Origin of the sequence: Gilliamella sp. Choc5-1 (genome assembly GCF_001690595.1) — a bacterium.
Lineage (GTDB): Bacteria > Pseudomonadota > Gammaproteobacteria > Enterobacterales > Orbaceae > Gilliamella > Gilliamella apicola_M.
The window spans coordinates 73,823-97,037 of the sequence record NZ_LZHH01000109.1 but is presented as its reverse complement, the minus strand read 5'-3'; the positions used below and the strand labels follow the sequence as shown (position 1 = coordinate 97,037).

Below are 23,215 nucleotides of genomic sequence, written 5' to 3'. Positions count from 1 at the left end.
GTGCCACTTTGGTTTCTAGGGCTATTAAGCGTTTTTTAAAACTTTCTAAATCGTGACGTAGCCAAATAGAGCGTACCCCACTCCCTGACACCATGATGCCTTCTTGACGAAGTTGATTGGCAACTCGATGTTGCCCATAAGCTGGATATTCATAGGCCATATTAACAACGGCTTGTTCTATATGTGGCTCTACCCGATTTTTTTCGATAGGCTTTTTACGACTGATTTCTTGAAGCGCAAGCTCACCCCCTTGCTCATACAATTTTTTAAAGCGATAATAGCTATCTCGACTGTATCCCATGACTTTGCAAGCTTGTTGAACGTTACCGAGTTGTTTAGCTAATTCTAGTAGTCCTAATTTAGGTTTAATGATTTTGGCGGTTTGATTCATTTCTGACTCTCCTTTTGTGTTATAAAATAACTTAAATGTCAGATTAAGTAAAGATTATTACAAATTTAATGCTTTATTATGGATTTTATTTTTTATATCTTCTTTTGTTACTTCCACTTGAGATAAAAATAAATTATTATCATCCCAATTTATTAATTTATTTGTTTTAAAATATAAATCCATATTATATTTGTTGTATACCATCTATAAATATTTTACCAATTCTCCTTCTTGATTATATTCTAAAAAGCTAATATCTATTCCATAAAATGAATTGTTTATGTAAGCTAAGGGAGTTTCTCCGGCTAAGATTGTCACATAATATTGTTGATGATTAAGGCTTGAAAAGGCATACTCAGCCCATTTTTTAGGGTTTTTAATTAACTCTAATTCTTCTTTGTTAAGATTATTATCTAAATTGTTTTCTTTGATATTGTTGAGTGTGTTTTCTTCTGAATCTAAACTCTTGTTTATCCAATTATACTCTTTAAACTGAAAGTTATATTTGCTCATAATTAATCACTTTTTGAATAATACTATAATGAATATACATAAAAAACTTAACTCATTATCACAAACAAGCGATAGTCGCTGATATCATCAAGAAAAATAACTGTCAACAATTTAGCTAAAAGCTTTATATTCAATAAGCTAGCGACTTATAATGTGCTAAATAAAGCCCGATTGAAGCTGTCTGTTCTTTTAACCTGCTAGAATGAGCGTTATAAAAACCTGCCTGTCAAAATGCGATGTCTATCTAGAACATGCTATTTATAACCTCAAAAAACTCATTTAACATTAAATAACATCACTCCTATGAATATAAAACACTAATGAACAGTTTAATCACTATTGGGTATTTACTCGACTATTCTTTTTTAGGTTAAATTTTTGTAAAAAATATTCAGGATTCTATACCGTCTGGAGATAAAAAATGAAAAGAGTGATACGAGCTTTAAATTGAAATGTGGCATTATCAACAAATATTTAGTGATACAAAAAAAAGACAAAAAACTTAACGTTTTATTGATTTTTATAATACGGTTAAATCACATAAAGGGATTTCAGGCAAAACGCCTTATGCGTTTTTAGCGGATTATTTTAATCATGGCGTGTAAATACCTACCGATAAAGATCGGTAGGTACGCGTTAGATTATTTTAGATGGTTTGCCGATTTTAAGATCGCTATTAATAATTCCCAATATCGGTAAACGCTTTGAATATTGACTTTTTCGTCTGGAGAATGCGGTGAAACAATTGTTGGTCCAATTGAAATCATATCCATATTTGGGTAACTCTGTTTAAATAAACCGCATTCAAGCCCAGCATGAATCACCATTATTTTGGCTTTCTGAGAAAAAATTTCGTGATATTTATTTTTTGCAAGTTGTAACAATTGTGAATCTAAATTAGGCTCCCAACCAGAATACCCTCCACTAATTTCATAATTAGCATTTGCTAATTGGCTAAGCGATATCAATGTTGATACAACCGCATCTTTTGCGCTATCAACTTGAGAACGAATTAAAAAATGAACATTCAATTGATTATCTTCAATATTAACAATACCTAAATTAAGTGAAGTTTCAACCACACCATCTAGCTGTTTACTCATTCTAACCACGCCATTAGGTGCTGTATTTAGCCAATTGATGATTTTATTTTGATGTTCAGTAGTTAGTACACGTTTTACTTTATTGGACTGAACTTCTGATAAAGTGATTTCAATAGTCGGTTCAACATGACCTAACTCATTGTGTAAGATAGTTTGATACTGTTGAACAATGGCTTGTAATTTAGGTAGATCTTGTTTATTTAGTGTGATTTCAGCAAAGGCTTCTCTTGGAATCGCATTACGCAATGATCCACCTTTTATATCGGCTAATCTAAAGGAAATATCTTGCGCATATTGCGCTAAAAAGCGAGCCATTAATTTAATTGCATTACCTCGACCAAGATGGATATCACACCCGGAATGTCCACCTTTTAATCCTTTAAGTGAAAGATTCATATAGCAATCGTGCTTTTCTGGCATTACCGCATAAGTAATAGCAAAGGTGGTTGTAAAGTCAACGCCACCAGCACACCCCGTAAATATTTCACCTTCATCTTCAGAATCGGTATTAATTAAATATTGGCTTTTTAGCCAATTAGGTTGTAAACCAAAAGCGCCATGCATGCCGGTTTCTTCTGACACGGTTACTAATACTTCAATCGGTCCATGTTCAACTGATGGATCAATTAAAACAGCAAGTGCAGATGCTAGTCCCACTCCGTTATCTGCGCCTAATGTAGTACCTTTGGCTTTTACCCAATCACCATCAACATAAGCTTGAATTGGGTCGGTTAAAAAATCGTGAATAGTACCTTCATTTTTTTGTGGCACCATATCCATGTGTGCTTGTAAAGCAATTGATGGGCACTGTTCCATACCTTTGGTAGCGGGCTTAGTTAATAAAATATTACCCACTTTATCAAGTTTGCAATCAATATGATGTGTATTGGCAAAATCGACAATATATTTAGTAATCATTTGTTCGTGATGAGACGGGTGCGGAATATTACAAATATCATTAAAAATTTGCCAAACAGAACTAGGTTTTAGTGTAGAAAGCATAATATAACCCCAATATTAAGTAAGTAATAAATTTGAGTGGTTTTTTTTATCTAACCACTCTATAATAAGGTGCAATTTTACATTTATTTTTAGTCCATTAATATTAATTTATTATATTCGTATATCCGATTAAAATTGCAGGTTACTCATGTCAATAGAACAAACATTAACAGAAGAAGAAATTAAAGCAAAAAAACAACAAAAAGCAGAACTTATTGCTGAAAAGAAAAAATTCAACGTCACCTGGGAAATGTTACAATCCTACGGTCGTCAACTTTCAGAGCGTTTATTACCTGCAAACCAATGGAAAGGCATTATTGCCGTTAGCCGTGGCGGGCTTGTTCCAGCTGCTATTTTAGCGCGAGAATTAAGTATTCGCTATGTCGATACGGTTTGTATTTCAAGCTATGATCATGATCACCAACGTGAAAAGCTAATATTAAAACAAGCCAAAGGTGATGGAGAAGGCTTTATCGTGGTTGATGATTTAGTTGATACAGGTAACACCGCTCACACAATTCGCGAAATGTACCCAAAAGCTCATTTTGTCACTATTTTTGCAAAACCAGCTGGTAAGCCCCTTGTTGATGATTATGTGATTGATATTGAGCAAGATACTTGGATAGAACAGCCTTGGGATACCGGTGTCATGTTTGTTAAACCGATTTGCGATAACAAATAATCAAGAAAATTAAATTCGTTATGGTAGCTATCGAAAATCTAACAGCACAAATATTTAAACCACAATTTGATTGCCCAGAAACATCAACGCTTATTAATCGTATCGATAGTGGTGATGGTAGTAGCATTAGCGCCTTAGACGGTGAGATTGACTCAAGATGGTATCGAATTATTAATGCGGTTTTATGGCATTGGCGAGGATTACCAAAATTAGAAGCTGAAGCGGTTTTAGCAAAAATTGCCGCTTCAACTAAACTACACACCAATGATAAATGGTTAGATACCGTCGTTGGTTACCAATCTGGTAACTGGGTTTATGAGTTTTTAAATCAAGCAGCAGCATGGCAAGCTAAAGCTGAATCGATTGATAAAACGAATCTTACCGGTGAAGATAAAAATAATTTACTCAATTATTATCTTATTGCCAGTGAATTATCAAGTATTGCTAGCTATCCACATTTTAAAACTGACGAACTTGCAATGCACGCCCAAACTTGTGCTTACCAAACTTATGCAAAAGCAATTAACTTTTCCCCTTTTTTGATTAAAGAACTTGAATTTAAAGTTGATAACCGTAATGTTAAGACAATGTTACATTTACCAAAGACGGAAAGGACTTGTCCTGTTGTGCTAATTTGTAACGCATTAGGTAATTTACAAATTGATTATTACCGTTATTTTAGTGAATTTTTAGCACCTAATGGGTTTGCTATGCTAACGGTTGATCTGCCCACTGTTGGTTATAGCCGTAACTTTGCTTTATCACAAAATAGTAGCCAAATTCATCAAGCTATAATAGAACAACTTCCATCCATTCCTTGGGTTGATAATAATCGTATTATTGTTGCAGGATTTCGGTTTGGTTCACACATTGCAACACGTTTAGCTTATTTAATGCCCAATAAAATAAAAGGGTTATTTAATTTTACTCCACTCATCCACCAAATTTTTGTTGATAAAGCGTTACAAAAAAATCTACCTAATAGTTACAAAGATATGCTAGCTAGTCGTTTAGGATTACCATCAATATCCAACCAACAATTAGCCGCTGAATTGAACTACTTTTCACTAAAAAATCAAGGGCTTTTAACTCATGCTTGCCAAGTTCCTGTTATGAATATTATTTTTGAAGATGATAAACTCAGTAACCTTTGCGAAGCAAAATTGATTCATTCAACGAAACAAAACAAAGTAGTAACTGTTCCTAAAAAACAATTACAGAAAAGCTTGCATCAAGCGTTAACACAATCAGTAAAATGGATGGAGTCAGTTCTATAATTCACGTTTAAACAAAAGAGTAATATTATGAGCAACAAAAAACAACAAACAATTGTTGTTAAATTAGGTACTAGTGTGCTTACTGGTGGCTCTAAGCAATTAGATAAAGCACAAATAATTAAAATTATTCAACAATGCGCACTTTTACATCAAGATGGACATAAAATTATTATTGTTACATCAGGTGCAATTGCAGCAGGTCGCGAATATCTTAACTACCCCACTCTACCTAATACCGTTGCATCCAAACAATTACTTGCCTCTGTTGGACAAAGCAAATTAATACAACTTTGGGAACAGCTATTTTCCATCTATAAGATTTATATCGGTCAAATGTTACTTACTCGAGCTGATTTGGAAGATCGCGAACGATTTTTAAATGCACAAGATGCACTAAAAGCAATGTTAGATAATCATATCGTTCCTGTCATCAATGAAAATGACGCGGTTGCAACGGCAGAAATTAAAGTTGGCGATAATGATAACTTGTCAGCACTAGCTGCCATCTTAGCTGAAGCTGATAAACTGATTTTATTAACCGATATTGAAGGACTATATACAGCAGATCCAAGATCTGATAAAAGTGCCAAACTAATTCATACAATTGATCATATTGATGATAATTTACGAAGCATCGCAGGTGATAGTGTTTCAGGGCTAGGTACAGGTGGCATGGGCACAAAACTACAAGCCGCTGAAGTTGCCGGTAGTGCTGGTATTGAAGTCATAATTGCCGCAGGAAACAAAGTCAACGTCATTATTGATATTATCAATAATCAATCTGTCGGTACACGATTTATACCACAAAAAACCCCACTAGAGCATCGAAAACACTGGCTTTTTGGTGCACCCAAAGCAGGCATAGTGCGCTTAGATGATGGTGCAGTTAATGCAATATTAAATAATGGTAGTTCGCTGTTACCTAAAGGAATTATCAATGTAGAAAAAGATTTTTCTCGTGGTGAAGTAATTGATATTTGCGATAAAGTTGGCAAACGCATTGCACGCGGTGTCAGTCGCTATAACAGTGATGCTTTAAGGCAAATTGCTGGACATCATTCTCAAGAAATTAGTCAAATTATTGGCTATGAATATGGTCACGTTGCTGTTCACCGTGACGATATGATAATCAAACAATAATGAGACGTTACCAATACTTTTATCATTTGCAATTATTTTTGTTTTGATCACTACTTTAGAATTATTTTAAGTATGAAGTGTAAACAACTGGGCTTTTTCATATAGATAAGTTAATTTTTATCAACTTAAATAAAATTTTTTTACTGAAATGTTATATTTTTCTAAAACTTTTTGACAAAGATAAAGCCTGAATATAAAACATCAAAACAAGTTATATCTTAAAATAAAAAAGCACCTTTCGATGCTTTTTTGAGTTGAAGTATACAAGCAAAAAAGTAGATGGCTTATTTTATTCCATACTCATTACGATATGCTTCAACAAGCCCCACTTGATCTTTGCGAGCAGGATCTTTGTAAAGGTATTGGATCAAATCATCTAATGTAATAATTGAAATAACATCACAATGATAAGTTTGTTTAATTTCTTGAATGGCTGAAAGTTCACCACGACCTTTTTCTTGACGATCAAGGCAGATTAATACGCCTGCAAGTTTAGATTTATTGTCTTCTAAGATCCGCATAGATTCACGAATTGCGGTACCAGCGGTAATTACATCATCAACTAACATGACGCGCTGTTCATAAATAGAGCTACCAACTAAGTTACCACCTTCCCCATGATCTTTGGCTTCTTTGCGATTAAAGCAATAAGGCACATCAACATTATGGTGTTCAGAAAGGGCGACCACGGTTGATGAAACGATTGGAATACCTTTATAAGCAGGACCAAAAATCACATCATACTCTAAATGAGCATCCATTAATGCGGCAGCATAAAAACGGCCTAACAATGCAAGATCTTTTCCGGTATTAAATAAACCAGCATTAAAGAAGTAAGGGCTTTTTCTACCTGATTTTAACGTGAATTCGCCAAATTTTAAGGCTTGTCTATTTAATGCAAATTCAATAAATTCACTTTTGTATGATTTCATTGATTTTCTCCAATTAATCTTTTAAGGCCTGTTTTTGAGCATCAATAATGGTTGCTATTCCATTTTTTGCTAATGCTAACAATTTTAATAACTCTTCATGACTAAATGGCTCGCCTTCTGCTGTGCCTTGTATTTCAATGATTCGCCCATCATCGGTCATGATAACATTCATATCGGTTTCGGCATTTGAATCTTCTATATATTCCAGATCACAAAGCGCTTCACCTTCAACAATACCAACAGAAACAGCCGCAACTAGTGATTTAATTGGGTTTTGTTTGATTTTTCCATTGGCTAACATTTGGTTAATAGCATCATTTAAAGCAACACAAGCACCAGTAATTGAGGCCGTTCGAGTACCACCATCGGCTTGAATAACATCGCAATCAAGTGTAATGGTATGTTCGCCTAACAGCTTTAAGTCAATCATTGCTCGTAATGAGCGAGCAATTAGGCGTTGAATTTCCATTGTTCGGCCTGTTTGTTTACCTTTAGTAGCTTCACGTTGTGTTCTTGAATTGGTTGCACGAGGTAACATGCCATATTCAGCAGTTACCCACCCTTGGCCTTGCCCTTTTAAAAAACGAGGAACACCTTCGTCAACAGTAGCATTACAAAGCACTTTGGTTTCACCAAATTCAACTAATACAGAACCTTCTGCATGCTTAGTATAATGACGGGTTATTTTTATTGGGCGGACTTGTTCCGCAGATCGACCAGAAGGGCGCATGCATTTCTCCAACAGTTTCTGTTTAAAATTAGTTTTGAGTTAATCATTTAGGAGGACATCAACAAGATAAGTCGATGTTTAGCCTAAGCTAAGAGCGCATTATACAGAATTTATGATACAATGCCCAGCAAGTTTTTTACAATTTTAGGATGTTATTATGATTTCAAGTATGACTGCTTATGCAAGAAAAGAGCTAAACCAACCATGGGGGACTGCTTCTTGGGAATTACGCTCAGTTAACCAACGCTACTTAGAAACATATATTCGTTTGCCTGAGCAATTTCGTTCACTTGAACCTATCATTCGTGAAAGATTACGAAACCGCCTAACTCGTGGAAAGATCGAATGTAATTTACGCTTTGAATTAGATCCATCAGCACAACATCAAGAGCTTTCATTAAATAAAGAACTAGCTAAACAAATACTTAATGCGGCAAGTTGGGTGCAAACCGAGCATGACTCAGCGCAAATTAACCCTATTGATGTATTGCGCTGGCCGGGTGTAATGTCGGCAAAAGAGCAAAACTTAGATACCATTTCGCAAGAAATTTTAGCGCTACTTGATACTGCAATTGATGAATTTATTACGGTGCGTGAACGCGAAGGTAAAGCACTTTGTGATCTTATTATCAAACGATTAGAAGCAATTACAGCAGAAGTTGACAAAATCCGTCAATGGATGCCAGAAATTCTTGAATGGCAAAAAGAGAGGCTAAAAAGTAAATTAGAAGAAGCCAATATTGAACTTGATAATTCTCGTTTTGAACAAGAAATTGTTATGCTTGCACAACGTATTGATGTTGCTGAAGAACTTGATCGTTTAATGACACATGTTAAAGAAACCTATTCTATTTTAAAGAAAAACGAAGCTATCGGGCGCAGACTTGATTTTATGATGCAAGAATTTAATCGAGAATCTAACACTATTGCATCTAAATCAATTAATGCTGATGTGACAGCTAGTGCGATTGAACTCAAAGTGCTTATTGAACAAATCAGAGAGCAAGTACAAAACATTGAGTAATGATTTGATTCATGAATAAATCTTTGGGTATTTTAACCGTTACATTGGCATCAATTTTATGGGGAACAACGGGCACAGCTGCTACATTTGCGCCCTCGCTTTCACCTTTACTTATTGGCTCGTTAGCAATGGGCATTGGTGGCATTTTACAATGCACATTGGCGATATCTAAAATAATCAAAGAGCGCCATTTATTAATCAAGCATGGTCACTTACTTACTGTTGGTGCTATTGCTGTTATGCTTTACCCTTTAGCTTTTTATAGCTCTATGCAATTATCAGGTGTAACCATTGGAACGGTGGTTTCTATTGGATCTGCCCCGATCCTTTCGGCGCTCATTGAATATATTAGTCGTGATTTTTGCCTAACTAAACAATGGGTAATAGGAGCAGCCTTGGGTATTTTGGGGATAATTTTACTTGCCTTTTCAAAAGATAATTCCACCGCAACGCAATATGAACACACCACTATAGGTATTTTATTAGGATTAATTGCTGGATTTACCTATGCCTTATATTCATGGTCAGCTCGTCAATTAATGTTAAAAGGCATATCAACAAAATCGGCCATGGGGGCAACGTTTGGATGCGGTGGCATCCTACTCATACCGGTTATGCTGCTTACAGGAGCTGCATTATTTGACTCACTAACCAATATTGTTGTTTGTATTTATATGGCATTAATCCCCATGTTTATGGGGTATTTATGTTATGGCTATGGTTTATCTAAAATATCGGCTAGCTCGGCTATAACAATCAGCTTATTAGAGCCTGTTATTGCAGGCATATTAGCGATGCTAATTATTGGCGAACAAATATCTTTAGTTCGATGGCTTGGCATTATATTGATTCTTATATGTTTTATTTTTATCACCCTATCAAGTATCACCAATAAAAGATAAACCATTGATATCATAAAAAAACAATAATTGTAATTAATTTAGCTATCCCCTAAAACAACTGTTTTAGTCTAACAAGATAGATAATATCGGCACCAAATATAGCTAAAATTTTATTTACCCACTTTAAAAAGCCCATAAAGCATCAAATAACACAACTTCAAATAAAACACTAAAATAAACAGCATAATTCGGTGAAAACAATCTATCTCTAGGAAATTTACATAATCGTTCACTTTTTAGGTTATATTTTTTGTAAAAAATATTCAGGATTCTATACCGTCTAGAGATTAAAAAATAAAAAGAGTGATGCTTGCTTTTAATTAAGATATTGCATAATTACCAAATACCTGAAAATAAAAAACAAAACATTAAGCAATTTCTTAAAAAACACTTTATAATTTTAGATGATTATTTTAACTATGATTGGTTACAGCTCGGCATTTTTCTAAACAATATTAGAAATTAGAATAAAAATGAAGTGATTGATGTAATTATAACCTATTTAATCTTGACGGCTAATCAGGCCAATGCTAATATTTGCAGCCTATCTAGATAGACCTTTAGGGCGCGTTGGCAGAGTGGCCATGCTGCGGATTGCAAATCCGTCTACCTCGGTTCGACTCCGGGACGCGCCTCCATTCCTTATAAAATTAATTAGTATTTTTATTTATTATTTTAGTTATAATCATTTTTTCCAATTTTATAAACTTAACCTATCAGAGCTTACTATGAGTTACTTTAATTATCATGCAAAAGCAAAAAGATTAATTAAGGATGGTTATCTTATTAGATATGAGTTTGTAGATAATTGGAATGGTATTAAACCAGCTTTAGTTTTATATTTTAAAGACAGCAATCCGATGCCAATTAGAGAATATAAATGGAATGAATACTTATTATTGCTGAATAATAAATATTAATGGAGGGTTTAGAGGTAGGAAACAGCTACAATGTTTACAATAATACGAGCCACTACAATTAAAATGAATGTTTTGTGCTTTATTTTGCCTTCCTTAAGCCCTATTCTTTGGCCTGTAAATACACCTTATCAAGCCTTTTATTTGATGATCAATACCGTAAGTTATCTTGCTAAAAATCAAAAATTTATCTAAAATTTAAAAAATGAGATAGATTTTTGAGTTAATTTTAAAAAAACCTTCATCCTTTCCAAAATATTAGATAGCAATCATCTTTATCATTTTATGGTTTTAATAATATTGTTGTTCATATTCTTTGCAATACCCAACCATTGGCTGAATGACGTCGTAGACGATTGTAATAAATTTCGATATGTTCAGATAGTGTTTTATTAGTAAGTTTTCTCGTTTTGTAGTAATAGTCATCAAATTCTTAAGGTTATCTTAGTTACAGTAATTGACTCATCATTGACTTTAAAATCAAACCTATATAAGATTCAGTGCTTAAAATTAAATAATAATCCTTTATCGGTAATTTAACATTGATTATCTAAAAAATAATAATTTACTTATTATTTTAAATACGTTTTCATTTCATTAAACATGGTAGTAATTTATGAGCATTAAATATAGATCTGATATTGATGGTCTAAGAGCTTTATCTGTTTTATCTGTCATCATTTTTCATTTAAATAATTCTTGGCTTCCAGGTGGATTTATTGGGGTTGACATTTTTTTTGTTATTTCAGGATATCTGATTACAAAAACAATTTACACCGAAATGAAAACAAATCAATTTACGTTCAAGAATTTTTATCAGCGACGGATTAATCGTATTTTACCTGTATTTTTTGTAGTGATATTTATTTCAACATTTTTTGCATGGTTTATTCTGTATCCTGATGAGTTTGAAATATTTCTAAAAAGTGTTAAATCTACAACTTATTTTGCGGAAAACCTTTTTTTTGCTAAAAATACTGGTGGTTATTTTGATCTATCTGCTGACAATATGGCAATACTCCACACATGGAGCTTAGCTGTTGAAGAGCAATTCTATATCATTTTGCCTTTCGTCTTACTCTTTTTACTGAAAATAAAATTTAATAAAAATAAAATATTACTTATTTTAGGTGTTATTGCATTTTTATCATTTTGCTTATCACAAATTTCACCATATTATTATTATCTTAGTCGCCAAAATTACTATTCGCTCTTTACTGGTCGGGCTGGTGAGCTGTTAATTGGCTCTATTGTCGGTATTATATCTACTGACCATAATACAAAATCAAACTGGATTGATAATCTAGCAACTAGTTCTTTTTATAAAAATATCTTTTCGTTAATTGGATTTATTATTATTATTTGTTCAATTATTTTTATATCAAATGACTTTCTTTTCCCAAGTTTTATAACCGTGATCCCTGTTGTTGGAGCTGCATTAATTTTATTTTTCTCTGATAAAGAGACTCTTTTATTTAAAATTTTATCTTATCGGCCTTTTGTATTCATAGGATTGATATCCTACTCTCTTTATTTATGGCATTGGCCAATTATTTCTTTATATAAACAATATTTTATTATAGATGAATTAACTGATTTCAATGATTATTTATTCGTTATGGTATTAATAATTATTCTTACTTTATTAAGTTATTTTTTCATAGAGACTCCATGTCGAAAAAATAAAAAAAGTTTTAGATTTTCATTTTGTTGTTATTACCTTATTCCTACGTTAATTATTTTCTCTTTTTATGAAACCCAAAAATACACAAAATTTGCAAATAAAATATTTGTCGAAAGATTTAATGTTGATAGAGGCAACTCTCTTCGTTGGGTTAAAGGAAAAGATGATTTTCTATTTTTAGGAGATAAAAACGAAAAAATTATTAGAAAATTAACCTTATCAATAAGGCCAACAGAAAAACAACTCAAAGCATCAACTAAAATTTTTGGCAATATTACTAAGGAAGCGGCTAAATATGGCACTAAAGTTGTTTTATTGATTGGAGCAGATAAAGCTAGAATTTATCCACAATATTTACCTGATCAAATTCATTTATCTAAAGTAAGATATCTTGATTTTTTTCTTGCTGAATTGCGTAAAAATAAAAATTTAACCATTTATGATTCAGAACCTGATTTATTGGCTGCTGCTAAAATAAATGAAAACTTTATTTATCATCGTACTGATTCACATTGGAATTCTAAAGGTGCTTATATTGCCTACACTGCTTTTTTAAAAGAGCTTGGTATCCCTCCGATTGATGTTACATTTACATTGATTAATAGTAAATACGGTGACATTGCCGATATTGCCGGATTGAAAAAGAAAGATCTAACATTTCATAATGATGATAATTTTGAAGTTTCTTTTAATTCGCCTCAAGATGTTAAATGTACTTACATCGGATTTACACATATATCTTTTGGAAATAATGAAGATTGTATTAATTCATTAGCTCCTATTGATAAAAAAGTATGGGTTATTGGCGACTCTTTCTCTATAGCATTGAGAGAGTATTTTTCTGCAACTTTTAAAAATGTATATTTTATGGGACATTGGCATGAACAATTACCGATATTACCTAAAGAAATAGCAGAAAGCAAAGAAAAGCCAGATATTGTTGTTATAGTTAAAATTGCACGTTCTTTTTAAAAGATTTAATTATTTATTTGTAGAAATTTATCGCATTTTTTCATTAAGTTAATAAATTGTAGTAATAAATAAACATAAACAACAAAATTAGCGCCTTATCACAAGCAAGCGATAGGGTGTCTTCATATTGTTACTACCGCTTAAAATAGTACAGCTATGTAATCAATATCGGGTATTTACTCGACTATTCATTTTTTATGATTACATTTTTGTAAAAAATATTCAGGAGTCTATACCGTTTGAAGATTAAGAAAATAAAAAAAATAATATGAAACTTTAATTGAGATGTGGCATAAACAAGCAAATATTTAATGATTCAACACATAGAAAACAAAAGTTTGTTTATCAGTTATTTTCAGTATTTAAATATGTGTTAAGAAATTTTGTTAAATTATAAAATTTGGAGCGGGAAACGAGGTTCGAACTCGCGACCCCGACCTTGGCAAGGTCGTGCTCTACCAACTGAGCTATTCCCGCATGAGAAGTGTTTATTAGTGGTGCCCGGGGCGAGACTTGAACTCGCACGGCCAAAAAGGCCGAGGGATTTTAAATCCCTTGTGTCTACCGATTTCACCACCCGGGCTCAAAACCAATTACGAAGAAGTAATTGCGTTTTGAATGCTGTGCATTTTACTCATCTTAAATTTATCGTCAACAAAAAAATTCAAATTCTTGTTTGACTGCTCAATGTTTGTCACATTTTGTAGGTTTGTTAACCTTTTCTTCAAAAATTTTAAAAAATAGAATTTATTGTTAATAATAAAAGTGATTAGCCTTTAAAAGAGCTAAAATCTAATTTTATAAATTAAACACTAAACGATGAACCGCAACCGCAAGTGGTTGTTGCGTTAGGGTTATCAACCACAAAGCGAGAACCTTGTAGACCTTCAACATAATCGATGGTACCGCCAACAAGATATTGCAAACTCATTGGGTCGATAACCAGTGATACGCCATTTTTTTCAATTGCTAAGTCGTCTTCGTTTACTTTTTCATCAAAGGTAAAACCGTACTGAAATCCGCTACATCCCCCACCTGTAATGTAAACTCTTAATTTAAGGTTTGGGTTTTCTTCTTCAGTAACAAGTGACTTAACTTTATTGGCGGCGGCATCAGTAAAGTTAATTGGTAAGGCATCGCTCATGTTCTTCTCCTAATATAATAATCTTAATATTATATACCTTTGCTAAATGAAAATACAAAATAGAAAACTTCTATTAAATAAATTTCTAATAGCTAGCTTGAATTTGTTTTGATTTTATGAATAAATACAACAAAATTTTTTATAGAGATTATCTCAATTATGCTAAATACTTTCAAATCAGAAGCTCTTTATCATCAAGCCTTATCGGTTATGCCTGGTGGCGTTAATTCTCCAGTTCGTGCTTTTAATGGTGTCGGTGGCATACCTTTGTTTATTGAGCGTGCAAACGGTGCATATATTTATGATGTCGATAATAAAGCCTATATTGATTATGTCGGCTCTTGGGGACCAATGATTCTTGGGCATAATGATCCCGATGTTGCTAATGCGGTCATTAATGCCGTGCATAATGGATTAAGTTATGGCGCACCAACCGAAATTGAAATAAAAGTGGCTAATTTGGTTTCACAACTGATGCCCTCTATTGAAATGGTGCGAATGGTAAATTCAGGAACCGAAGCAACCATGAGTGCCATTCGTGTTGCGCGTGGATTTACTGGGCGAGATAAGATTATTAAGTTTGAAGGCTGTTATCATGGACATGCCGATTATTTATTAGTTAAAGCTGGCTCTGGTGCTCTTACGTTTGGTCACCCTACCTCACCAGGAGTACCTAATGATTTTGTTAAGCATACCTTAGTTTGTGACTATAACAATTTGGAATCAGTCAAAAAGCAATTTGCACAATATCCTAACGATATTGCCACCATTATTATTGAGCCAGTGGCTGGCAATATGAACTGCGTACCAGCCAAGAAAGCGTTTTTGCAAGGCTTGCGTACGCTTTGTGATGAATACGGTGCGTTGTTAATTATTGATGAAGTGATGACTGGCTTTAGAGTCGCGTTGGGCGGTGCTCAAGATTATTATGATGTGGTGCCCGATTTGACTTGTTTAGGTAAGATTATTGGTGGTGGTATGCCTGTTGGCGCTTTTGGTGGTCGTGCTGATATTATGAAACAACTAGCACCAACTGGACCAATCTATCAAGCTGGTACGCTTTCAGGTAACCCCGTTGCAATGGCAGCAGGATATGCGACATTAACAAAGTTGATGGAAGTAGGTATATATCAAGAATTAGAAGATAAAAGTGCATCGCTTGCCAACGGTTTGTTAGCGGTAGCTAAAAAGCATAATGTGCCATTAGTGGTGAATTATGTAGGTGCCATGTTTGGGTTATTTTTTACAACTGCTCCAGAAGTAACCAGTTATCAAGATGTGATGCAGTGTGATGTTGAATTATTCAAAAAATTCTATCATCATATGCTTAACGAAGGTGTCTATTTTGCACCGTCAGCATTTGAAGCAGGCTTCATGTCACTTAAACATACAGATAAAGAAATCAATCACACAATTGATGCTGCAAGCCGTTTTTTTAGTAATTTAAAAAGATGATGCTGTTTTTAATATACCCAAAGAACTAACAAATTAAACGACTTAACTTAAATAGGTAATAATTATATGGTTAATCCACTTAAAGAAGGTGCACAAGCTCCTCAATTTTCGTTACCAGACCAAGACGGAGAGCAAATAAGCTTGAAAGAGTTTAAAGGTCACCGTGTTTTAATTTATTTTTATCCAAAAGCAATGACACCAGGTTGTACAGTGCAAGCTTGTAATTTACGAGATTGTGCTGATGACTTTAAAAAGTATAATGTAGCAATCCTTGGAATTAGTACCGATAAACCAGAAAAGTTATCTCGATTTGTTGAAAAAGAGTTATTAAATTTTACATTGCTTTCTGACGAAAATCACGAAGTCGCCCAAGCATTTGGTACTTGGGGCGAAAAAGAGTTTATGGGTAAAACTTATGATGGTATTCACCGTATTAGCTTTTTAATTGGTAAAGACGGGAAAATCGAAAAAGTATTTAATGATTTTAAAACTGCTAACCATCATGAGGTGGTTTTAAATTATCTTAAAAACCACCCTAAATAATTAGATTAAATAAAAGCAGATTAGCTATTAGTCTGCTTTTAACTCACACCATTTGCATTATTTAATTCGTCTTGTTTTGGCCAAGCATTGATAATTGCTTTAACTAAAGTTGCTAATGGGATCGCAAAAAATATCCCCCAAAATCCCCATAAACCACCAAAGACAATCACCGCTAAAATAATAACCAGTGGGTGTAAATTGAGCTTTTCAGAAAACAAGCAAGGCACGAGTAAGTTACCATCTAATGCTTGTATTAAGATATAGAAAAATAGCAAATAACCAAATTCAGCGGTTAATCCCCATTGAAAGAGAGCAATAAGAATGACGGGAATACTTGAAATAATAATACCAACATAAGGCACCAATACCGATAAGCCTACAATCACAGCTAATAAAAGTCCATAATCTAAACCAAAATACCAAAAAGGAATATAAATACAAACGGTTAAAATAATAATATGCAATACGTTACCAATAATATAATTAGCTATTTGCATATCCATTTCATTGGCTACTTTGTTTAAAATTGTACGATTTTTAGGTAAGATTTTTGAACAATACCCCCATATTTTGGCTTTATCTTTTAATAAAAAGAACATCATGATGGGCACTAAGACTGCATTAATCGCAACTGAAACTAACCCTAATAAAGAGACAATTGAAAATTGCAATAATGAGTTACCTGTTTGTACAGCTTTGTTAGTAATACCTTGGATTATTGAGTCAAATAAGCGTACATCGATCAATTCTGGATAGTGCTGAGGTAAAGTGGTTAAAAAATTGTTAGCAAAATTTAGCATGTTTGGAATATTGGTGATTAAGCTAATGCTTTGCTTCCAAATTAATGGTAATAAGATCATAAATCCAATTAATACAATCATCAAAAAAAGCAGTAATACCATTACCACAGCAAGCGTTCTTGGAATATTTTTTTTGTGTAAAAAGTTGACTGGCCTATCAAGCAAATAAGAAAGTACAATCGCGATTAAAACAGGTAGCAGAATTTTATTGAAAAAATAGATGATGATAAATAGACTAATAATTACAACCATTAACGAAACAACATGCGGATCGCTAAAGCGCTTTTTATACCATTCAATAAACATTTTTAACATTAAAATACTCCTACTTTACTAACTTTTGAGAGTAATAAACTCTATTTAATTATTTTTTAAAACCACCCAATATACCACGAGTGATCTGTTTGCCAATTTGATTCACAACTTGTCTTGTTGCACTTTTGGCAATTTGTTGGGTTATACCATCATGTTGCCCGCCTTTTGGTCCTTTAGAACCAAAAAGGAGTGTGCTAAAAAAATTAAGTAATCCGCCATTATTTTGTTTATTGTTGGTATCATCATCACTTTTGTTATCACTATTATTGGTATCTTGATTAGGCATATTATTTAACGAAAACCCAGCTTTTAATACTTCATAGGCCGATTGCCTATCTAAAGTTTGTGCATATTTATGATAAAAACGAGATTGATGAATAATTGATGCTTGGTTATCTGGCGACATTGCACCCATTTTTGAACTTGGTGCAATAATATAACCACGCTCAACCATGTTTGGGCGACCTTTTTCGTCTAGAAACGAAATAAGCGCTTCACCGACGCCAAGTTCCATAATCGCTTTTTCAGTGTCAAAACTTGGATTGGCTCGCATAGTTTGGGCGGCTGTTTTTACTGCTTTTTGGTCTTTAGGTGTAAATGCACGCAAAGCATGTTGTACACGATTACCTAATTGCCCTAAGATCGTATCAGGGATATCAGTCGGGTTTTGAGAAGCAAAATAAACCCCCACACCTTTAGAGCGAATTAAACGCACTACTTGTTCTATTTTTTGTAATAATGCGGGGGAAATATCGTTAAAAAGAAGATGAGCTTCGTCAAAAAAGAAAACAAGTTTAGGCTTATCAAGATCGCCGACTTCGGGTAAATGTTCAAAAATTTCGGACAATAACCATAACAAAAACACGGAATATAATTTAGGCGAATTGTATAACTTTTCTGCCGATAGAATGTTAATGACACCACGACCTTGAGCATTAACTTGCATTAAGTCTTGAATATCTAACATCGGTTCGCCAAGAAAAAATTCAGCACCTTGTTGTTCTAATGTTAATAGCCCTCGCCCAATTGCACCAATTGATGATAACGAAATATTGCCATATTGTGTTGTAAACGTTTTTGCGTTATCACCCACGAATTGAATTAATGTACGAAGATCTTTAAAGTCAATTAATAATAAGTTGTTATCATCAGCAATTTTAAATATTAACTGTAATACACCTGATTGTACATTATTTAAATCAAGTAATCGGCTAAGTAAAATCGGTCCTATATCTGACACTGTACTGCGGACGGGTATTCCTTTTTCAGCAAAAATATCCCATAACTCAATCGGTGATGAATCGGGCTGCCAATCATTTACTTCAATACTGGCTAAGCGAGCTTGTAACTTTTCAGATAATATCCCCTGTTCACCAATGCCTGTTAGGTCGCCTTTTACATCAGCAAGAAAAACGGGCACACCGATTTTCGAAAACCCTTCAGCCATTTTTTGTAATGTTACTGTTTTACCCGTACCTGTTGCACCAGTAATTAAACCATGCCGATTAGCTAGTGCCGCTATCATAGATAGATCTTTACCTTGGCTTTTGGCAATTACAATTGATTCACTCATAAGGTAACCCCTTATTAATTTGTGATTAAAATAATATTGTTACGGTCAAATCTGTCACGAAAAAATTTTGCTCTAACAGCAGTTTATTTATAATAATAACCTTTTTATAAAACAGCCCCCATCTATAAAAATAATTTTTCTATGAAACGAGTTAATAATATTGTATTCTGAATTAGCAATAGTCGCTATTGTTATTATTCCATCTAGCCTAAATAAGGAGGCGTTATGTTTCCAGAATATCGAGAAATCATTTCTAAATTAAAAAATACCGATTTACGTTTTCAAAAATTGTTTGATCAACATAATGAACTCGATCAAAAAATCAAAAATATTGAATCAGGTATTATTGTTAACACAACCGAAACGATAGAGGCATTAAAAAAACAAAAGTTAAAAATTAAAGACGAAATTCATGAAATTTTGAAAAAAGCATCAGATAAAATTGATAACATATAACCAAGTATCATTTGCAAAAATTTTAATTAATCGATTTATTATAAGAAATGCAAATAAAAACCCCAACGACTGGGGTTTTTTTATTATCTTTAAACCTAATGTTTATACTAACCATTTGGGTTTTAATTATTTAGCTGCGCTTGTGCTTTTTTTTGTTTTCGGCTTTTGAGCAGCATAATTAAATTTTTATGTGGTTTTTTCATAGATTATTTCCTTTTGTTATAATTATATGGTTAATAAATTAATTTTTAATTACTTTTACTATATAAATTTTAAAATAGCTAAGCGACATTTATATCGCTTAGCGGTTATTGGTAATCAGTTATTATTGTTGTATTAAAACCATTGTCCGAAGCGTTTAATATAAATCCGTTTCATCAATTGTGCAACACAGCAATAACTAAATAAGGTTGCTAAAAGCCATGGAAAATATGACAAAGGTAATGGTTCTAACCCAATTAATCCACCAAGTGGAGAAAACGGAATATAAATACCCACAGCCATAATTAACAAGGTCATCACAATAACTGGAAATGCTGCAGTGCTTTGCACAAATGGGATTTTTTGTGTTCTAAGCATGTGCACCACTAATGTTTGTGATAATAACCCCTCAATAAACCACCCCGAATGGAATAATGATTGCATTTCAACGCTATTAGCACTGAATACAAACCACATTAATGCATACGTTGAGATGTCAAAAATAGATGATGTTGGTCCAATCCAAATCATAAATCGCTTAATATTTAGCGCATCCCATTTGCGTGGTTTTTGTAAAAACTCATCATCCATTTTGTCCCATGGTAATGAGAGCTGTGAAATATCATACAGCAAATTTTGAATGAGTAAATGTATCGCTAGCATAGGTAAAAATGGTAGAAACGCACTAGCAACCAATACTGAAAAAATATTACCAAAATTTGAACTTGCCGTCATATTTAAGTATTTCATGATATTACCAAAGGTTTCACGCCCACATATTACACCTTCCTCTAATACCATTAGGCTCTTTTCAAGCAAAATAATATCGGCTGATTCTTTCGCGATATCAGTTGCGGTATCAACAGATATCCCAACATCGGCATCACGAAGTGCTGGCGCATCGTTTATACCATCACCTAAAAAGCCCACAGTATGGCCATTATCTTGTAATAATCGAATAATTCGTGATTTTTGCAATGGTGTTAATTTAGCAAAAATAGTACGTTGTTCGATTTGTATTTTAAGTTCGGCATCGTCCATTTTTTCAATTTCAGTGCCTAGTAGTGGTATACCTGGTTCTAAACCGACTTCTCGACACACTTTGATAGTAATAATTTCGTTATCACCTGTTAAAACTTTAACACCCACACCATGCTCATTTAAAGCCGAAATTGCTTCAAATGCACTTTCTTTTGGTGGATCTAAAAAGGTTAAAAAACCACGAATTGCAAGGGCTGTTTCGTCTTGTACTGTATATTGCGCTTTTGTTTCGCTAGCGGGAATATCTTTTATACCAACCGCTAACACTCTAAAGCCATCTTTGTTATAATCATGCGCTAAAGCAATTAATGCTTGTTTACGTTTATCATCTAATGGTAAATATTCGCCATTTTCATAAACATGACTTGCAATCGATAGCATTTCTTCAACAGCACCTTTACAAATCATTAAATGGTTATCACTATCATTTTGTACTACCACCGATAAACGACGACGCACAAAATCAAACGGTAATTCATCAATTTTTTTGTATAAGCTAGCCCCCACCTTTTTCATACGGGTCTTTTCTTCGGCAAAACGAATAATCGCTTTATCCATCAGATTTTTCATACCGCTTTGATAATAGCTGTTAAGCCACGCTAGTTCTAAAACAGATGAATCGACCTGACCATTGATATCAAGATGATGTTCTAAAATGATCTTATCTTGCGTTAAAGTGCCTGTTTTATCGGTACATAAAATGTCCATTGCCCCAAAATTTTGGATAGCGTTAAGTCGTTTAACAACCACTTTGCGCTTTGCCATACCAACAGCGCCTTTAGCTAAATTGGCGCTTACAATCATTGGTAACATTTCTGGCGTTAAACCAACGGCTACCGCTAATGCAAACAATGCTGCATCGCCCCAATCATTTTTTGAAAAACCGTTAATAAAAAAGACAATTGGTACCATAATAAGCATAAAGCGAATAAGCAACCAACTTACACTATTAACACCACGATCAAACGAAGTTTCTGCGCGTGACCCAACAATCGATTTTGCCAACGAACCAAAATGAGTATCGGCACCGGTGGCAACCACAATGGCAGTAGCGGTTCCACTGACTACATTGGTGCCCATAAAACAGATATTATTGACATCAAGTACATTATCTTTAGCAATATCTGATTGTTCAATATTATCAGTCGTTTTTTGTGTTACCGCGCCCAACGTGTCATATTTTTCAACAGGGATTGATTCACCAGTTAATACCGCTTGGCTAACAAATAAGTCTCTAGATTCTATCAACCGAATATCAGCTGGGATCATGTCACCTGCGGATAAATAAACAATATCCCCTGGAACAATTTCACTTAATGGAATTTCAATGCGCTCAGGGTTCATATCTTTATGTGCACGACGCAATACCGTTGCGGTTGTGCGAATCATTGATTTTAAAGCTTCGGCCGCTTTGTTCGATCTAAACTCTTGCCAAAAACGCAATAATCCACTGAGTGAGACCATCGTTAAAATAATAATAATCCCTGTTAAATCGGTCTCTTCACCATTTTGCATAGGTAACCAAAAATCGGTCACAAAGCTGACAATGGCTAGTGCCAATAAGACAAATATAAATGGATTGTTAAATGCCATTAATAATTGCACTAAAATTGAAGGTGCCTTTTCACGGGCAACTTCGTTTTTACCATATTGTTCAATTCGTGATTTTGCACTTTCTTGTGTTAACCCCGAAAGACTAGATTGAAATTTAGATAAAATACTATCAAGGCTACTTTGCGATTCGTTGATAGCTTTGATATCAGCACTATTTTGTGCTTTATTTTTTGATGCATTTTTTGTCATCTTCAGTACCTATATTCATAATTTTGGCAAAAGCATGCCAACTCATTGTTAACAAATAACGATAAGTAGTTAAATTTTGTGATGAGCTAAAATTTTAGTGCATAGCAAAATTAGCCTATAAAGCTACTTGTATAGATAGCGCTAAGCATTAAATATAATTAGCAAAAATTAATTAAGAATTTAGATACAACTCGGTGGTTCTAAATGTTTTTCTGAAAGGTGCAAAATACACTGCATAAAGCTGTGTGCGCATTGATGTTTTGAATTTGTGTGATAGCGTGTAAAAAAATGCATATCGTTCACCGTTACCGTTTTATCAATTTCGGTTTGTGAACTGAAAAAATGATGATTTAGACAGGTTCATTAACCGATAATGATGTGTTTAAACTTATCTCCCCGTATTTTGGGGTGACCCGATTGAGTGTCCATATTTCTCCTGTAAATTGAACTCTACACTTTGTATTTCAACTTTTCTTCACCCTCATTTTTAGTTTTCATAATAACTAAAAAAGGAAAAAAAGCTCAAAAGGCGCGCATTTTATACGCTTTTAAGAAATAAAAGTCAATCTATAAAGACATAATAAAGTGATAATTATTGAAAAACAGCACTTATCG

Annotated in this window: 19 protein-coding genes and 3 tRNA genes; 11 read left to right on the top strand and 11 right to left on the bottom strand. The window is 33.6% G+C overall.

Features of this window, described 5'->3' with window-relative positions; translation table 11 throughout:
• The 3 genes from A9G35_RS09685 to A9G35_RS09675 form a co-directional block, all read right to left on the bottom strand.
• Nucleotides 1–391, bottom strand: a 391-nt coding sequence (locus tag A9G35_RS09685; protein ID WP_141673854.1) for a helix-turn-helix domain-containing protein, incomplete at its 3' end; no start/stop codon positions are given.
• A gap of 204 nt (nucleotides 392–595) precedes the next feature.
• Entirely contained in the window at nucleotides 596–904 is a 309-nt protein-coding gene (locus tag A9G35_RS09680; protein WP_065636666.1) for a hypothetical protein, read from the bottom strand.
• Between the two features lie 641 nt (nucleotides 905–1,545).
• Nucleotides 1,546–3,009: an aminoacyl-histidine dipeptidase gene (locus tag A9G35_RS09675; protein WP_065636665.1), complete on the bottom strand. Its 1,464-nt coding sequence runs from the start codon at nucleotides 3,007–3,009 to the stop codon at nucleotides 1,546–1,548.
• 148 nt (nucleotides 3,010–3,157) lie between these two features.
• On the opposite strand from A9G35_RS09675, the gene gpt reads away from it, so the two are divergent.
• Genes gpt through proB form a run of 3 tightly spaced genes read left to right on the top strand, consistent with a single transcriptional unit; the run spans nucleotide 3,158 to nucleotide 6,108 of the window.
• Nucleotides 3,158–3,691: a xanthine phosphoribosyltransferase gene (gpt, locus tag A9G35_RS09670; protein ID WP_081300194.1), complete on the top strand. Its 534-nt coding sequence runs from the start codon at nucleotides 3,158–3,160 to the stop codon at nucleotides 3,689–3,691.
• 20 nt (nucleotides 3,692–3,711) lie between these two features.
• A complete protein-coding gene (locus A9G35_RS13265; RefSeq protein ID WP_065636664.1) occupies nucleotides 3,712–4,968 on the top strand; it encodes an alpha/beta hydrolase in 1,257 nt (418 codons plus the stop codon).
• A gap of 27 nt (nucleotides 4,969–4,995) precedes the next feature.
• On the top strand, nucleotides 4,996–6,108 hold the full coding sequence (gene proB / locus A9G35_RS13260; RefSeq protein WP_065636663.1) for a glutamate 5-kinase: 1,113 nt from the start codon (nucleotides 4,996–4,998) through the stop codon (nucleotides 6,106–6,108).
• Nucleotides 6,109–6,392: 284 nt separating this feature from the next.
• Here the strand turns inward: proB and pyrE are convergent, their stop codons facing one another.
• Entirely contained in the window at nucleotides 6,393–7,040 is a 648-nt protein-coding gene (gene pyrE / locus A9G35_RS09655; RefSeq protein ID WP_065636662.1) for an orotate phosphoribosyltransferase, read from the bottom strand.
• 13 nt (nucleotides 7,041–7,053) lie between these two features.
• Nucleotides 7,054–7,770, bottom strand: coding sequence for a ribonuclease PH (rph, locus tag A9G35_RS09650; protein WP_065636661.1), 717 nt, complete (start codon nucleotides 7,768–7,770; stop codon nucleotides 7,054–7,056).
• 157 nt (nucleotides 7,771–7,927) lie between these two features.
• Here rph and A9G35_RS09645 point away from each other — a divergent pair, with 157 nt between their 5' ends.
• From A9G35_RS09645 to A9G35_RS09625, 5 genes are all read left to right on the top strand, one after another.
• The gene (locus tag A9G35_RS09645; protein ID WP_065636660.1) at nucleotides 7,928–8,794 is read left to right on the top strand and encodes a YicC/YloC family endoribonuclease; all 867 of its coding nucleotides are present in this window, start codon (nucleotides 7,928–7,930) and stop codon (nucleotides 8,792–8,794) included.
• A gap of 11 nt (nucleotides 8,795–8,805) precedes the next feature.
• Nucleotides 8,806–9,696 (top strand): DMT family transporter, encoded by an 891-nt coding sequence (locus A9G35_RS09640; protein WP_065636659.1) that lies wholly within the window; start codon nucleotides 8,806–8,808, stop codon nucleotides 9,694–9,696.
• 564 nt (nucleotides 9,697–10,260) lie between these two features.
• Nucleotides 10,261–10,334 (top strand) — tRNA-Cys (locus A9G35_RS09635).
• A 90-nt stretch (nucleotides 10,335–10,424) separates the two neighbouring features.
• Complete coding sequence (locus A9G35_RS09630; protein ID WP_065636658.1) at nucleotides 10,425–10,616, top strand: thermostable hemolysin delta-VPH; 192 nt, start codon at nucleotides 10,425–10,427, stop codon at nucleotides 10,614–10,616.
• Nucleotides 10,617–11,229: 613 nt separating this feature from the next.
• Nucleotides 11,230–13,269, top strand: a complete 2,040-nt coding sequence (locus A9G35_RS09625) for an acyltransferase family protein (RefSeq protein WP_065636657.1) — start codon at nucleotides 11,230–11,232, stop codon at nucleotides 13,267–13,269.
• A gap of 401 nt (nucleotides 13,270–13,670) precedes the next feature.
• Here the strand turns inward: A9G35_RS09625 and A9G35_RS09620 are convergent.
• The 3 genes from A9G35_RS09620 to erpA all read right to left on the bottom strand — a co-directional run bounded on the left by A9G35_RS09620 (nucleotide 13,671) and on the right by erpA (nucleotide 14,413).
• Nucleotides 13,671–13,746, bottom strand: a tRNA-Gly gene (locus A9G35_RS09620).
• An 18-nt stretch (nucleotides 13,747–13,764) separates the two neighbouring features.
• A tRNA-Leu gene (locus A9G35_RS09615) sits at nucleotides 13,765–13,852 on the bottom strand.
• A gap of 222 nt (nucleotides 13,853–14,074) precedes the next feature.
• The gene (gene erpA, locus A9G35_RS09610) at nucleotides 14,075–14,413 is read right to left on the bottom strand and encodes an iron-sulfur cluster insertion protein ErpA (RefSeq protein WP_034914816.1); all 339 of its coding nucleotides are present in this window, start codon (nucleotides 14,411–14,413) and stop codon (nucleotides 14,075–14,077) included.
• Between the two features lie 159 nt (nucleotides 14,414–14,572).
• Here erpA and hemL point away from each other — a divergent pair, with 159 nt between their 5' ends.
• Nucleotides 14,573–15,868, top strand: a complete 1,296-nt coding sequence (gene hemL, locus A9G35_RS09605; RefSeq protein WP_065636656.1) for a glutamate-1-semialdehyde 2,1-aminomutase — start codon at nucleotides 14,573–14,575, stop codon at nucleotides 15,866–15,868.
• A gap of 66 nt (nucleotides 15,869–15,934) precedes the next feature.
• A complete protein-coding gene (gene bcp, locus A9G35_RS09600; protein ID WP_065636655.1) occupies nucleotides 15,935–16,411 on the top strand; it encodes a thioredoxin-dependent thiol peroxidase in 477 nt (158 codons plus the stop codon).
• Between the two features lie 38 nt (nucleotides 16,412–16,449).
• Here the strand turns inward: bcp and A9G35_RS09595 are convergent, their stop codons facing one another.
• Together A9G35_RS09595 and A9G35_RS09590 are read right to left on the bottom strand one after the other, a co-directional pair.
• A complete protein-coding gene (locus A9G35_RS09595) occupies nucleotides 16,450–17,526 on the bottom strand; it encodes an AI-2E family transporter (RefSeq protein ID WP_065636654.1) in 1,077 nt (358 codons plus the stop codon).
• 49 nt (nucleotides 17,527–17,575) lie between these two features.
• A complete protein-coding gene (locus tag A9G35_RS09590; RefSeq protein WP_065636653.1) occupies nucleotides 17,576–19,099 on the bottom strand; it encodes a helicase HerA-like C-terminal domain-containing protein in 1,524 nt (507 codons plus the stop codon).
• Nucleotides 19,100–19,324: 225 nt separating this feature from the next.
• On the opposite strand from A9G35_RS09590, the gene A9G35_RS09585 reads away from it, so the two are divergent.
• Nucleotides 19,325–19,555 (top strand): YdcH family protein, encoded by a 231-nt coding sequence (locus A9G35_RS09585; RefSeq protein WP_065636652.1) that lies wholly within the window; start codon nucleotides 19,325–19,327, stop codon nucleotides 19,553–19,555.
• 336 nt (nucleotides 19,556–19,891) lie between these two features.
• Here the strand turns inward: A9G35_RS09585 and mgtA are convergent, their stop codons facing one another.
• Complete coding sequence (gene mgtA, locus A9G35_RS09580) at nucleotides 19,892–22,600, bottom strand: magnesium-translocating P-type ATPase (protein ID WP_065636651.1); 2,709 nt, start codon at nucleotides 22,598–22,600, stop codon at nucleotides 19,892–19,894.
• Nucleotides 22,601–23,215: the final 615 nt, after the last annotated feature.